We start from the raw sequence: 13,650 nt of genomic DNA on the forward strand, positions 1-13,650 counted from the left end.
TCTAGGCAGCTCGACAACGAACCGGAGTGACGCAATGACTGACGCTGTAGCCCATGACGTGGAACTGGACGCCAGTGGCCTGAACTGTCCGTTGCCGTTGCTCAAGGCAAAAATGGAACTCAACAAACTGCACAGCGGCGCTGTGCTCAAGGTGATCGCTACCGATGCCGGCTCGCAACGCGACTTCCGTACCTTTGCCAAACTGGCCGGTCATGCGCTGTTGCGCGAAGAAGACGAGGCTGGCGTCTACCGTTACTGGTTGAAAAAAGCCTGACGCGAGCGCGTTAACGATCGAAGGGATTATTGATGTTCAAAGTGTTACGCGACTGGATTCAGCGCTACTTCTCCGATGAAGAAGCCGTGGTGCTGGCGGTGCTGCTGGTTCTCGCCTTCACCGCCGTGCTCACCCTCGGCGGCATGCTTGCGCCGGTCTTGGCGGGCATGGTGCTGGCGTATCTGATGCAGGGCCTGGTGGTGACGCTCGAGCGGCTGCGCGTGCCGGGCGGCGTGGCGGTGGGGCTGGTGTTTGCGCTGTTCATGGGCGCGCTGATGCTGTTCATCGTCGTGGTCCTGCCGCTGCTATGGCATCAATTGATCACGCTGTTCAACGAGTTGCCGGGCATGCTCGCCAAGTGGCAATCGCTGCTGCTTCTATTGCCCGAGCGCTATCCGCATCTGGTGTCCGACGAGCAAGTCTTGCAAGCCATCGAGGCGGCGCGGGGCGAGATTGGCAAGTTCGGTCAGTGGGCACTGACTTTCTCGTTGTCGAGTTTGCCGCTGCTGGTGAACATCATGATCTACCTTGTGCTGGTGCCGATTCTGGTGTTCTTTTTCCTCAAGGATCGGGCGATGATCGGTGAGTGGGTGCGCGGCTATCTGCCTCGCGAGCGCGCCCTGATCACCCGTGTCGCCCAGGAAATGAACCGGCAGATCGCCAATTACATTCGGGGCAAAGGTATCGAGATCGTGATTTGCGGCGGCGTGACCTACATCGCCTTCATCGCGCTGGGCCTGAACTACGCGGCGTTGTTGGCGTTGCTGGTAGGTTTGTCGGTGGTGGTGCCGTATGTCGGTGCGGTAGTGGTGACCGTGCCGGTGCTGCTGATTGCGCTGTTCCAGTGGGGCTGGAGCGATCAGTTCATCTACCTGATGGCGGTCTACGGAATCATTCAGACGCTGGACGGCAACGTGCTGGTGCCGCTGTTGTTCTCGGAAGCAGTGAATCTGCATCCGGTGGCAATCATCTGCGCGGTGCTGTTGTTTGGCGGGTTGTGGGGATTCTGGGGTGTGTTCTTTGCGATCCCGCTGGCGACGCTGTTCAAGGCTGTGCTCGATGCGTGGCCGCGCAAGGAGCCGGTGGTGGCGCCGTTGCTTTAAATCGGGGTGAGGCTTTTGGCCTCATCGCTGGCAAGCCAGCTCCCACAGGTTTTGTATGTGCTGAACCCTGTGGGAGCTGGCTTGCCAGCGATGGCGTCGGTGACGACGCAGCAAAAGCATCAGGCTTTATTCAGAGCCTCAGCCGCCGCCAGCACGGCATCAACATGCCCCGGCACCTTCACACCACGCCATTCCTGACGCAGCACACCGTCCTTATCAATCAGGAAAGTGCTGCGATCAACGCCCAGGTATTCCTTGCCATACAGCTTTTTCAGCTTGATCACGTCGAACAGCTGGCAAACCGCCTCGTCCTTATCGCTGATCAGCTCGAACGGGAATTCCTGTTTGCCTTTGAAGTTTTCGTGCGACTTCAAGCTGTCGCGGGAAATGCCGAAGACTTCGGTGTTGGCAGCCTTGAATGCCGCATATTGATCGCGAAAGCCCTGGCCTTGAGTGGTGCAGCCCGGGGTGCTGTCCTTTGGGTAGAAGTAGATCACCACTTGCTTGCCCTTGAGTTCGGACAGGCTGACGGTCTGCCCACTGGTCGCAGGCGCGGTGAAATCCGCAACCGGTTGGTCGATGACAACGGCCATGAAAGCTTCCTTACATTGGGTTTTGTGGGCGCCAAGGCTCGATCAGGGCATCCAGGTTCATCGCGTCGGCGAAATCGAGGAACTGATCGCGCAGCCAACTGATCTGCGTGTTGGCCGGCAGGGTCACGGTGAACGTGGCGTTGAGCATGGTGCCGCCGGTCTGGGGAGCCTGGTAAGTGTCGCAGGTGAGGTTTTCCAGTTCGACGTTATGGTCCATGAAGAACTGGCACAGCTCATTGATAATGTCCGGGCGATACGCCGAGCTGACGTAAGCCACGTAAGGCAGCGCTTGCGGACGATTTTCCAGAGCAGCGCTGCGCACCACGTTGACGGTGAAAGCGTGACGCTTGGCCAGCAATGGCAGGCTGCCTTCGAGGCGCGCGAGGGCGTCCCAGCTACCGGAAACTTCCAGCACCAGAGCGCTGCACTCGCCGTGGCGGGTCAGGCGAGAGGTGACGACAGCGCAGCGGTTTTCATGGCTGGCGCGGCACAGGACGTTGGTCAGCTCCATGGGGTTGGCGCCGAGGGCACTGATGACAAGGAATTGTTCGCGAACTGTGGGGGTGGACATGCAGCATTCCTAAAGCGATGAGCGGTCGGTAGGTTGACGGGCATTGGTGGCCGGGCGTGCCTGTTCTGGCGGTCCGTATAAAGAGCCCCGGCCAGCGTTCGCGGCTCGCTCCTCTGTGCGGGAGCGCGTCGATGCGACGCAGGAACGGGGCCTGGGAGGCCGAAAGGGGAAGCTGAAACCCGGCGTACAAGCTGATCTGTACCGATCAAAGTCTGAAGGGTAGCGAAAAGCGGCGCCAAGGGGAATGGCAGCGGCGCAGTACTTCGCTTGTGCAAGCATCTTGGCGCCAGTACCATTACCGCTCTCTTTTTCCGGCAGGAGCGGTTTCATGATTGCGGGCAGTATGGTGGCACTGGTCACTCCCATGGATGCACAAGGGCGTCTTGACTGGGACAGCCTCAGCAAACTCGTGGACTTCCACCTCAAGAACGGCACCCATGCCATCGTCGCCGTCGGTACTACCGGCGAGTCGGCCACCCTTGATGTAGAAGAGCACATCGCCGTCATCAAAGCCGTGGTCAAACAGGTTGCCGGGCGCATTCCGGTCATCGCCGGCACCGGCGCCAATTCGACCCGCGAAGCCGTCGAGCTGACCCGCAACGCCAAAGCCGCCGGCGCCGATGCCTGCCTGCTGGTGGTTCCTTATTACAACAAGCCGACCCAGGAAGGCCTGTACCAGCACTTCAAGCACATCGCTGAAGCGGTCGACATTCCGCAGATTCTCTACAACGTTCCCGGCCGCACCTCCTGCGACATGCAGGCCGAGACGGTGATTCGCCTGTCCACCGTGCCGAACATCATCGGCATCAAGGAAGCCACCGGCGACCTCAAGCGCGCCAAAGCGATCATCGATGGCGTGAGCAAGGATTTCATCGTGCTGTCCGGCGATGATCCGACTGCTGTCGAGCTGATCCTGCTGGGCGGCAAAGGCAACATCTCGGTCACCGCCAACGTCGCCCCGCGCGAAATGGCTGACCTGTGCGAGGCCGCGCTGAAGGGCGACGCCGATACCGCACGCGCAATCAACGAAAAACTGATGCCGCTGCACAAGGACCTGTTCATCGAAGCCAACCCGATTCCGGTGAAGTGGGCTTTGGTCGAAATGGGCCTGATGCACGAAGGCATCCGCCTGCCACTGACCTGGCTGAGCACCCCTTGTCATGAAACGCTGCGCTCGGCCCTGCGCCAGTGCAACGTCCTGGTTTAATTGAGGAAGTACAACGCATGAAGCGAATGGCCGGACTTTCCGCACTTGCCTTGATTATCTCCAGCACCAGTGGCTGCGGATGGGTCTGGGGGCCGGAAGGTTATTTCCGCGACCGTGGAAGCGATTACCTGCAAGCGCAACAGACTGCACCGATGCAATTGCCACCGGATGTGAGCACTGCCAAGCGTCTCGATCCGCTGTTGCCGATCCCGCGCAATGTGGCCGATGACACCGCGACGGGCGAATACGTCGTGCCGCGTCCTCAGCCGCTGTCGGCGGTTGCCGATGCCACGGATTACTCGCTGCAGAAGAGCGGTGATACGCGTTGGGTCGTGGCCCAGCACCCACCGGCCGAAGTCTGGCCAGTGGCGCTGCAGTTCTTCCAGGACAACGGTTTCCGTCTGGATGAACAGCGTCCGCAGACCGGCGAGTTCACCACTACCTGGCAGCACTCCGACGAGCTGTCCGCTTCGATGGCCAAGCGCCTGAGCGCGGCCGGTATCGCCAGCGACAGCGAAACCCGCGTGCGCGTGCGTATCGAGCCGGGCGTGCAGCGCAACACCAGTGAAATCTACGTGGTCAGCGCCGAGCGTCCTGCCGGCAGCACGGCCGACGTGGCCTTCACCAACCGTTCGGTCAACACTGGCCTGGACGCTGCGCTGGTCGACGACATGCTCGCGAGCATGAGTCGCACCTCCGAGAAGGGCGGCTCGGTGTCGATGCTGGCCTCGCGTGATTTCGACGCCCCGAGCCGTGTCAGCCTGAACGAAGACGGCAGCGGCAACCCGGTGTTGAACGTCGGTACCGATCTGGACCGCGCCTGGTCGAGCGTCGGCCGTGCGCTGGAACAGGGCGAATGGCGCGTTGAAGACATCAACCGCAGCCTGGGCTTGTACTACATCAACCTGGCCGAAAAAGCCGAGAAGAAAGACGACAAGCCTGGCTTCTTCAGCAGCCTGTTCGGCAGTGCGCCGAGCAAGGAAGAAGTCGAAGCCCGCGCCGAGCGTTATCAGGTTCGCCTGAGCAAGGTGGGCGAGAACATCCAGGTCACCGTCGAAAAGAACATCAACACCGTCGCGCCGGCCGATGTCGCGCGTAAAGTGTTGAGCGTGATTCAGGACAACCTGGGCTGATCCGATATGCGTTTTGCCGTTCTCGGCAGCGGTAGCCAAGGGAACGGCACGCTGATCGCCAGTGCTGATACGTACGTGCTGGTGGATTGTGGTTTTTCCCTGCGGGAAACCGAAAGACGTCTGTTGCGCCTGGGTGTGCACCCGGCGCAACTGAGCGCGATACTCGTGACCCACGAACATGCCGACCACGTGCATGGCGTGGGTTTGCTGTCTCGGCGCTACAATCTGCCGGTCTACCTCAGTCGCGGCACACTGCGCGGGATGCGCAAACCGCTGGAACCGGCAGGCTTTCTGGCCGGCGGCGAGCAACTGCAGATCGGCGCACTGAACGTCGGGGTCATTGCCGTGGCCCATGACGCGCAGGAGCCGACCCAGTACGTCTTCAGCGATCAGGAGCAGCGACGCTTCGGCCTGCTGACCGACCTGGGATCGTTCTGCGAGCGGGTGCTGGATGGCTATCGGGACCTCGATGCGTTGATGATCGAGTCCAACCATTGCCGCGACATGCTGGCCCGTGGTCACTACCCGTACTTTCTCAAGCAGCGGGTGGGCGGCGAACGCGGACATCTGAACAACCATCAGGCGGCATTCCTGGTGGCCGAGTTGGGCTGGCAGGGTTTGCAACACCTGGTGCTGGCCCATCTGAGCAGCAAGAACAACCTGCCGCAGCTGGCCCGGCAATGTTTTGTCGACACCCTCGGGTGCGACCCGGACTGGCTGCAACTGGCCGATCAAGATTCAGGGCTCGACTGGCGCCACATCGCCTAGCCCACCTACTTAGCAAGCGGAGCCCATCATGGAAAAACGTGAAGAACTCTACCGCGGCAAAGCCAAATCGGTTTACAAGACCGACGACGCTGACCGCTTGATCCTGCTGTTTCGCAACGACACTTCGGCGTTCGACGGCAAGCGCATCGAACAGCTCGATCGCAAAGGTATGGTGAACAACAAGTTCAACGCCTTCATCATGCAGAAACTCGAAGCGGCGGGCGTGCCGACCCAATTCGACAAACTGCTGGGCGACAACGAGTGCCTGGTGAAGAAGCTCGACATGATCCCGGTGGAATGCGTCGTGCGTAACTACGCCGCCGGCAGCCTGGTCAAGCGTCTGGGCGTCGAGGAGGGCATGAAGCTCAACCCGTACACCTTCGAACTGTTCTTGAAGGACGACGCCAAAGGCGACCCGTTCATCAACGAATCCCACGTTGTGGCATTCGGTTGGGGCACCGCCGAGCAACTGGCGCGCATGAAGGAACTGTCGCTCAAGGTCAACGAAGTCCTGAGCAAACTGTTCGACGACGCCGGCCTGCTGCTGGTCGACTTCAAGCTTGAATTCGGCGTGTTCAGCGACGGCTCCATCGTCCTCGGCGACGAGTTCAGCCCGGACGGCTGCCGTCTTTGGGACAAGGACACCAAGAAGAAGATGGACAAGGACCGCTTCCGCCAGGGCCTCGGTGACGTCATCGAAGCCTACGAAGAAGTCGCCGCTCGTCTGGGCGTACCGCTTTAATCGACGCAAGCATCTGATAGCACGGAAAAAATTTCGTTTGGGGGGTTCGCAACCGACGAAAGTGTTGTTATGATGCGCGCCGTTGGAGAGATGCCAGAGTGGCCGAATGGGACGGATTCGAAATCCGTTGTACCTTCACCGGTACCTAGGGTTCGAATCCCTATCTCTCCGCCATTATTGAACAAGACGAAGCCCCCGTAATCATTGCTGATTACGGGGGCTTTTTCGTTTCTGGCGTTTTGTTCGCAATGCTTTTCGGGTACAACCTGCCGACTGCATAAAAGGAACAGCTCGATGAGTGAAGTTCAGCCATTGGCGGGTGATGACGAGGTGAAGCCGCAGAGCGTGAGTTTGCGCGAGGCGTTCTGGTTCTGGTTGAAGCTGGGCTTTATCAGTTTCGGCGGGCCGGCCGGGCAGATTTCGATCATGCACCAGGAACTGGTCGAGCGCCGGCGCTGGATTTCCGAGCGGCGTTTTCTGCATGCCTTGAACTATTGCATGTTGCTGCCCGGGCCGGAGGCGCAGCAGCTGGCGACCTACATTGGCTGGCTGATGCATCGAAGCTGGGGTGGCATTGTGGCCGGGGCGTTGTTTGTGCTGCCTTCGCTGTTCATCCTGATTTTCCTGTCGTGGCTCTATATCGCCTTCGGTGAGGTGCCGGTGGTAGCCGGGCTGTTTTACGGGATCAAGCCTGCGGTGACGGCCATTGTCGTGCAGGCGGCGCATCGCATCGGTTCGCGGGCGCTGAAGAACAATTGGCTGTGGGCGATTGCGGCGGCGTCGTTTACGGCGATTTTTGCGTTCAATGTGCCGTTTCCGCTGATCGTGCTGGGCGCGGCGGTGATTGGCTATTTCGGCGGTCGCCTGGCGCCGGAGAAATTCAGGGCCGGCGGGCATAGCGCGGCGAAGAAGTCTTTCGGCGCAGCGTTGATTGATGACGACACACCAACCCCGGCTCATGCCCGTTTCAGCTGGAAGAAACTGACCTTGATCGCCGTGATCGGTGCCGCGCTGTGGGCACTGCCGATGGGTGTATTGACCGCGCTATTCGGCTGGCAGGGCACGTTGACGCAAATGAGCTGGTTCTTCACCAAGGCAGCGCTGCTCACCTTTGGCGGGGCTTATGCGGTGCTGCCCTATGTCTATCAAGGTGCGGTCGGTCACTACGGCTGGCTGACCCCGACCCAGATGATCGACGGCTTGGCGCTGGGCGAAACCACACCGGGGCCGCTGATCATGGTGGTGGCGTTTGTCGGTTTTGTCGGGGCTTATGTGTCGCAGGTGTTCGGCGCCGATCAGGTATTCCTCGCCGGAGCGGTCGCCGCCGCGCTGGTGACGTGGTTTACCTTTCTGCCCTCATTCCTGTTCATCCTCGCCGGCGGCCCGCTGGTGGAGTCGACGCATGACGAACTCAAATTCACCGCGCCGCTGACCGCCATCACCGCCGCGGTGGTAGGGGTGATTCTCAACCTGGCGTGTTTCTTCGGCTACCACGTGCTCTGGCCGCAGGGTTTCAGCGGCAGCCTGGACTGGCCGTCGGCGTTGATTGCGCTTGCGGCGGCCATTGCGCTGTTTCGCTTCAAGCGCGGAGTGATTCAGGTGTTGCTGGGCTGTGCGTTGGTTGGGTTGGTGGTGCATTTGCTGCGTTAGTCTCGGCCGGCGTGCCATGGACGGCGGCGTATATCGACACCGTCGGTGAGCCTACCGCCGACATGCGCTCCAACATCGCAGCTGAAGCACGGGCGAAGATCGTCTATGAGCGCTTGATGGGGCGCGCGCCTGACATCAGGCGGCGCGCCCCGGTTGATCACTGGGAAATGTTCGTGACTTGCAAAGATTTGCGCTCGATCGCTACGGGCTGCAAATGCCCCAAGCGGTCGAGGTGATAACGCTGCAGGTCCCGCGCCAGAATCAGTTGGCCGTGATACAGCGCTGCCGCTTCGTTGCGCACATCCTCGATCGACGGGCTCACCGCCGGATTGGCCTGATAGCGCGCGCTGAAATGCGTCAATACCAGATTGCGCACCCCGGCTGATTCGGCAAATCCAGCGACAGCGGCGGCGCTGCTGTGGCCGTAACTGGCACGAGCGCGGTCGATTGCTGCCTGCACGAATGTCGCTTCATGCACGAGCACATCCGCCGATTGCGCCACTTCGGCCAGCAGTGCCGGCCGATCGTTATCGCCGCAGACAATGATGCGTCGATCAGGTCGTGAACTCAGCAGATAGTCGCGAGCGTGCAGCATCCGTCCGTCAACCTCCACGTCCTGACCGTGGGCCAACTGACCCCAGAGCGGGCCGCGTTCGATACCCTCGGCATCCAGGCGCTGCACGTCCAGACGCGGTTCCGGGTCGGACTCGGTGAACACATAACCGTGACACGGCACCCGATGTGACAGTTCGACGGTCTGCACCTGAACGTTAACGTTGCGCCACTCCGTGAGCGTTTCCACAGCGTGCAGGTTGATCTCGAACGGCAGATACGATTGCGTCACCTCCAGACTCATTTTCAGCCATGGATGCAGCGATGTTGGCAGCACAATGTCCAGTGGCCGCGTGCGTCCGGACATGCCGGTGCTCGCCAGCAGACCCGGCAAGCCCAGGCAGTGATCGGCGTGCACATGAGTGATGAAAATCGCCCGCAACTCGCTCAGCGACAGCGGCGTGCGCAGCACCTGATGCTGGGTGCCTTCACCGCAATCGATCAGGTACCAGCCCTTGCCGGCAGACGCGATCAGTGCCGTCGCACTGACGTTGCGCTGGCGGGTCGGCACGCCGGCAGACGTGCCCAGAAACAACAAATCCACGGTGGTTCTCCCTGGCGGATCGGATTTCAGATATTGCGTGCAGTTCTCGGTGAGCTTTCGACAATCAGCGAGGCGATTCGGATCCATCGATGGACTGCGACAATTCATCGGACACCCGCGCTGTCGGCGGCTGGCCTCGGCACTTCGCTCGCTGATGATGGTCACAGCGAAACGGAGTCACTTAGCGGAGGTCAACTTGCCCAGAAAATCCAGGCCGATCGTCGACCGCGCCGATGCGGCGACCCTTTCGCAAGAACGCAAAGATGTGTTTTTCGCGGCGGTGCAGGTCAGCCGCATGGCCATGATTGTCACCGATCCAGCGCAGCCCGACGATCCCATCATTTTTGCCAACAATGCGTTTCTTGAACTCAGCGGCTACGAGCTGGAAGAAGTGCTCGGGCGTAACTGCAGGTTTCTGCAAGGCGAGCAGACTGATCGTGCGGTGTTGCAACGGGTCAAGCAAGCGCTGAAACATCACCACGAAACCTGCGTGGAGGTGCTCAACTATCGCAAGGACGGCTCGTCGTTCTGGAACGAGCTGTTCATCGCGCCGCTATTCAACGAGCGCGGACAACTGGTGTATTTCTTCGCTTCGCAAATGGACGTCAGCCGCCGACGCGACGCCGAGGACGGCCTGCGCTACAGCGAGAACATGGAAGCGCTGGGCCAGTTGACCGGTGGCATTGCCCACGACTTCAACAACCTGCTGCAAGTGATGATCGGCTACATTGAGCTGATCCAGCACACCGCAAAGCGCCCGAGCATTGATCCGCAACGCATCGTGGTAGGCGCCGGTCACGCTCGCGCGGCGGCGGAAAAAGCACGTTTGCTGACCCAGCATCTGCTGGCATTCTCCCGCCGACAACGGCTCGAAGGCCGGGTGATCAATCTCAATGCCTTGCTTGAGCGCTCTACGCTGCCGACGCATGAATCCGCCGATCTGGAACCGCGATTCGAACTGGCCGAGGACTTGTGGAACTGTCGGCTCGACCCGGCGCAGGCCGAGATGGCGCTGAACCATTTGCTCTCCAACGCCTGCGATGCGCTGGTTGACCAGCAGCAACCTGCGATCACCGTGCAGACCCGCAACGTCGATGTACCGGACTCGACGGATCCGCACCAGGGCGGACTGGCGGCGGGGCGTTACGTCTGCATCGCGGTTGCCGATAACGGCGTGGGCATTGCCGCTGACGATCTCGACAAAGTGATGGAGCCGTTTTTCACCACCAAAGAGGAAGGCAACGGTGCCGGCCTCGGTTTGTCGATGGTTTACGGCTTCGTCAAGCAATCCGGCGGTGTGGTCAAAATCGAATCGACGCCGGGACTCGGCACCACGGTGCGCCTGTTCTTCCCGGCGGATGACAGTCAGCTATCGGCATCTGGCTCCGCTGAAGCCGCAGAAAATCTCAAGGGCACGGAGCGCATCCTGATCGTCGAGGATCGCGCCGAAGTCGCTGAACTGGCGCGCTTTGTATTGGCCGAACAGGGTTACCACACCGACCTCGCTGCAGATGCGAGCGAGGCACTGGCCGTGCTGCAGAGTAGCGAATACGACCTGGTATTCACCGATTTGGTCATGCCGGGCGACATGAACGGGCTGGCACTGGCGCGGGAAATCAGCCAACGCTATCCGGCCATGAAGATCCTGCTGACGACCGGGTACTGCGCGGACGAGTCGACGCCCAATGAGCTGGCTGACAATGAGTTCGAATTGATCGCCAAGCCCTACGCGCCGGTGGACCTTTTGCGCAAGCTGCGCTCGATGCTCGGCTGAAAAAACGAACTGACGGCGCACGTTCGGCGTCCATCCTAAAGACTGCATTGAACAACCAGTGAGGGACCCGATCCCCGAGGAGATATTGGCAGTGAGCGATGACTTGATGATCAATAACGGGCCGATCGACTGAGCGTCGACGAGGACGGTTCATGCAGGAGCAATCTTTGGTGGTGATTAGCGGCGCCAGTGCTGGCGTAGGGCGCGCGGTGGCCCATCGGTTTGCCGCTGGCGGCTACCGCATCGGACTGTTGGCGCGTGATCCGGCGGGCCTGGCCGCCACGCAAGAGGAACTGCAAGCGTATGGCGTTCAGGTTGAAACCGTTAGCGTCGATGTCGCCGATGCGCTCGCCGTGCAAGAGGCCGCGCAGCAACTGGAAGCCTCGCTCGGGCCGCTGGCGGTGTGGGTCAATGCAGCGATGGTCACGGTGCTCTCGCCGATAGAACAATTGTCCGCCGCCGAGATCGAGCGCGTCACTCAGGTGACCTATCTCGGCACGGTTCATGGCACGTTGGCAGCGCTGTCGTTGATGCGTCCGCGTAACAAAGGATTGATCATTCAGGTCGGCTCGGCGCTGGCCTATCGGGCCATTCCGTTGCAGGCCGCTTACTGCGGGGCAAAATTTGCCGTGCGCGGTTTTACCGATTCGTTGCGCTGTGAGTTGCTGCATGAGCGCAGCCATATTCGCGTGTGCATGGTGCAATTGCCCGCGATCAATACCCCGCAGTTCGACTGGGCGCGCAACAAATTGCCCAAGCGTCCCCAACCGGTGCCACCGATTCACGACCCCGACGTAGCGGCACGGGCGATTTTCAGTGTGGTAAAGCATCCTCCGCGAGAGTTGTGGCTAGGGTGGTCGACGATCAAAGCGATTATTGGGCAGTCGGTCATGCCCGGTCTGCTCGACCGTTTGATGGCGCGAAGTGCATGGTCCGGTCAGCAGACCAATGAGCCTGAAGACAACGAGCACCCGGACAACCTGTTCGAAGCGCAGCCGGATCGGCATCAGATTCGCGGCCGCTTCGTCGGCCGTTCCAGGGATGCAGCGCTGGCCTTGACCTCGACGCAAGTGCTGGCGATATCGGCAGTGATTGCCATATTGGTCGGCGTGGTTCTGTTACAGCTCTGATGCTTTCCCGGTTCGCTCCACTGTCGACGCATCTCTGCGCGCGCTGCTAGAGGCGCTGGGGTGCATGGAAGCAACAAATGCAGCACATGCACCTTTGATGAATGTGGTTTCGCTCAAATCTCCTTGATCGGCGTCTCGCCTTGAACGGCTTTGATCAGATTGATCACGTGCAGGCAATCAGCCTTGTTCACATATGACTCACCACTGGCCACCGTCTCGTGGTTGCGCGCACGCAGACGCCAGCGCCACTGGCCTTTGCCAGTGCTGGGGGTGCCTCGGGTTTGTCGGTAGATTTCGAAATACATGGGGTTCGCTCCCTGCGATAGAAAGGCGCGCCAACCTGTGTGGCGCATCGACGCAAGCCTAGCGCAGCGGGTTTTTTTGGCTATCGCGGATTTGTTTCCAATCGTTCGCGGATGTTTCTGAAAGACGCTGGCCAGAGCGCCGCGACTGCCCGGCGAATTGGCCGATATGACGCCGTGTCCTGCTTGCACGTGCGTGCCGGCTGCTGCTTAATACGGCACGGCTCATGGCCTCGAAAGACTTTCGATGACCGACAAACTATAAAAAGAGCACTCCTTTGACTGAGCACGGAACGCAACAGGCCGGGCAGGTGACGTTGTCGCTGGTGATCCCCGTTTTCAACGAGGCCGACAGCCTCGACAGCTTTCTTTCGCGCATCGACGACGTCTTTCAGACGCAGGCACTGATCGATCTTGAACTGGTCTTCATCAACGATGGCAGCACCGACACCACCCTTGAGCGCTTGCTTGAGCGGCAGCGGCAAGACTCGCGTCTGCGCATCGTCGATCTAAGCCGCAACTTCGGCAAGGAAGCGGCGTTGTCGGCCGGTCTGCAAATGGCCACCGGGCAGATCGTGGTTCCGATCGACGCCGATCTGCAGGACCCGCCGGAAGTCATTTTGCAGATGATCGAGCGCTGGCGCGAAGGTTACGAAGTGGTGCTGGGGCATCGTGTCAGCCGCCGCAGCGACACGTGGGCCAAATCGACCTCGGCCCACTGGTTCTATCGCCTGCACAACCGCATCGCCGAACAGCCGTTGCCGGAGAACGTTGGCGACTTCCGCTTGATGGACCGCTGCGTGGTCGATGCCTTGCTGACCCTGCCTGAGTCGCGACGCTTCATGAAAGGTCTGTTCGCCTGGGTCGGTTTCCGCACCACTCATGTCGACTACGAGCGCCCCGAGCGCGTGGCCGGGCAAAGCAAATTCAATGGCTGGCGGCTGTGGAACTTCGCCCTCGAAGGCATCACCAGTTTCAGCACCGAGCCGCTGCGGGTCTGGACTTACCTGGGGGCAACGGTTTCGCTGGTGTCGTTTGCGTTCGCCATGTTCATTGTCCTGCGCACACTGATCCACGGTGTCGACTTGCCTGGTTATGCCTCGCTGATGGTCGCAGTCACGTTCCTTGGCGGTCTGCAATTGATCGGCATTGGCGTACTCGGCGAATACCTTGGCCGCACCTATATCGAATCCAAACGCCGGCCGGTTTTTCTGGTGCGTCGCGTTTACGACCCCAAGGACTGACAG

General features: G+C 60.4%; 14 protein-coding genes, 1 tRNA gene and 1 pseudogene. 12 read left to right on the plus strand and 4 right to left on the minus strand.

Going from position 1 to position 13,650, the window contains the following annotated elements; genetic code table 11:
* Positions 1-34: 34 nt before the first annotated feature.
* Complete coding sequence (locus AB4O45_RS20020) at positions 35-274, plus strand: sulfurtransferase TusA family protein (protein WP_041478863.1); 240 nt, start codon at positions 35-37, stop codon at positions 272-274.
* 32 nt (positions 275-306) lie between these two features.
* Positions 307-1,377 (plus strand): AI-2E family transporter, encoded by a 1,071-nt coding sequence (locus AB4O45_RS20025; RefSeq protein ID WP_041478862.1) that lies wholly within the window; start codon positions 307-309, stop codon positions 1,375-1,377.
* A gap of 119 nt (positions 1,378-1,496) precedes the next feature.
* Here AB4O45_RS20025 and AB4O45_RS20030 read toward each other — a convergent pair whose 3' ends face one another.
* Positions 1,497-1,970, minus strand: coding sequence for a peroxiredoxin (locus AB4O45_RS20030; RefSeq protein WP_041478861.1), 474 nt, complete (start codon positions 1,968-1,970; stop codon positions 1,497-1,499).
* Between the two features lie 10 nt (positions 1,971-1,980).
* Entirely contained in the window at positions 1,981-2,541 is a 561-nt protein-coding gene (locus AB4O45_RS20035) for a glycine cleavage system transcriptional repressor (protein ID WP_024012001.1), read from the minus strand.
* 328 nt (positions 2,542-2,869) lie between these two features.
* On the opposite strand from AB4O45_RS20035, the gene dapA reads away from it, so the two are divergent.
* The 7 genes and pseudogenes from dapA to AB4O45_RS20070 form a co-directional block, all read left to right on the plus strand.
* The gene (gene dapA / locus AB4O45_RS20040) at positions 2,870-3,748 is read left to right on the plus strand and encodes a 4-hydroxy-tetrahydrodipicolinate synthase (protein WP_016771265.1); all 879 of its coding nucleotides are present in this window, start codon (positions 2,870-2,872) and stop codon (positions 3,746-3,748) included.
* Positions 3,749-3,765: 17 nt separating this feature from the next.
* Positions 3,766-4,881 carry an outer membrane protein assembly factor BamC gene (gene bamC, locus AB4O45_RS20045; protein ID WP_076566403.1) on the plus strand — a complete coding sequence of 372 codons (1,116 nt, stop codon included), beginning with the start codon at positions 3,766-3,768 and terminating at the stop codon, positions 4,879-4,881.
* A gap of 6 nt (positions 4,882-4,887) precedes the next feature.
* Positions 4,888-5,649 carry an MBL fold metallo-hydrolase gene (locus AB4O45_RS20050; protein ID WP_024012002.1) on the plus strand — a complete coding sequence of 254 codons (762 nt, stop codon included), beginning with the start codon at positions 4,888-4,890 and terminating at the stop codon, positions 5,647-5,649.
* Positions 5,650-5,677: 28 nt separating this feature from the next.
* Positions 5,678-6,391 carry a phosphoribosylaminoimidazolesuccinocarboxamide synthase gene (gene purC, locus AB4O45_RS20055; RefSeq protein WP_016771262.1) on the plus strand — a complete coding sequence of 238 codons (714 nt, stop codon included), beginning with the start codon at positions 5,678-5,680 and terminating at the stop codon, positions 6,389-6,391.
* Between the two features lie 84 nt (positions 6,392-6,475).
* Positions 6,476-6,565 (plus strand) — tRNA-Ser (locus tag AB4O45_RS20060).
* Positions 6,566-6,685: 120 nt separating this feature from the next.
* Complete coding sequence (chrA, locus tag AB4O45_RS20065) at positions 6,686-8,041, plus strand: chromate efflux transporter (protein ID WP_460160458.1); 1,356 nt, start codon at positions 6,686-6,688, stop codon at positions 8,039-8,041.
* A 2-nt stretch (positions 8,042-8,043) separates the two neighbouring features.
* A pseudogene (locus AB4O45_RS20070) lies at positions 8,044-8,175 on the plus strand (manganese catalase family protein); the annotation flags it as partial.
* A 23-nt stretch (positions 8,176-8,198) separates the two neighbouring features.
* Here AB4O45_RS20070 and AB4O45_RS20075 read toward each other — a convergent pair.
* Complete coding sequence (locus tag AB4O45_RS20075; RefSeq protein ID WP_460160459.1) at positions 8,199-9,197, minus strand: ribonuclease Z; 999 nt, start codon at positions 9,195-9,197, stop codon at positions 8,199-8,201.
* A 196-nt stretch (positions 9,198-9,393) separates the two neighbouring features.
* Here AB4O45_RS20075 and AB4O45_RS20080 point away from each other — a divergent pair, with 196 nt between their 5' ends.
* Entirely contained in the window at positions 9,394-10,971 is a 1,578-nt protein-coding gene (locus tag AB4O45_RS20080; protein ID WP_460160460.1) for a histidine kinase famiy protein, read from the plus strand.
* A gap of 152 nt (positions 10,972-11,123) precedes the next feature.
* Positions 11,124-12,101 carry an SDR family oxidoreductase gene (locus AB4O45_RS20085; RefSeq protein ID WP_460060180.1) on the plus strand — a complete coding sequence of 326 codons (978 nt, stop codon included), beginning with the start codon at positions 11,124-11,126 and terminating at the stop codon, positions 12,099-12,101.
* A gap of 113 nt (positions 12,102-12,214) precedes the next feature.
* On the opposite strand, the gene AB4O45_RS20090 is transcribed toward AB4O45_RS20085, so the two are convergent.
* Positions 12,215-12,406, minus strand: a complete 192-nt coding sequence (locus AB4O45_RS20090; RefSeq protein WP_016771242.1) for a YegP family protein — start codon at positions 12,404-12,406, stop codon at positions 12,215-12,217.
* A gap of 275 nt (positions 12,407-12,681) precedes the next feature.
* Between AB4O45_RS20090 and AB4O45_RS20095 the strand changes: the two genes are divergently transcribed.
* Entirely contained in the window at positions 12,682-13,647 is a 966-nt protein-coding gene (locus tag AB4O45_RS20095; protein WP_150636528.1) for a glycosyltransferase family 2 protein, read from the plus strand.
* Positions 13,648-13,650: the final 3 nt, after the last annotated feature.

This window comes from Pseudomonas sp. S2_B10, from assembly GCF_054668425.1.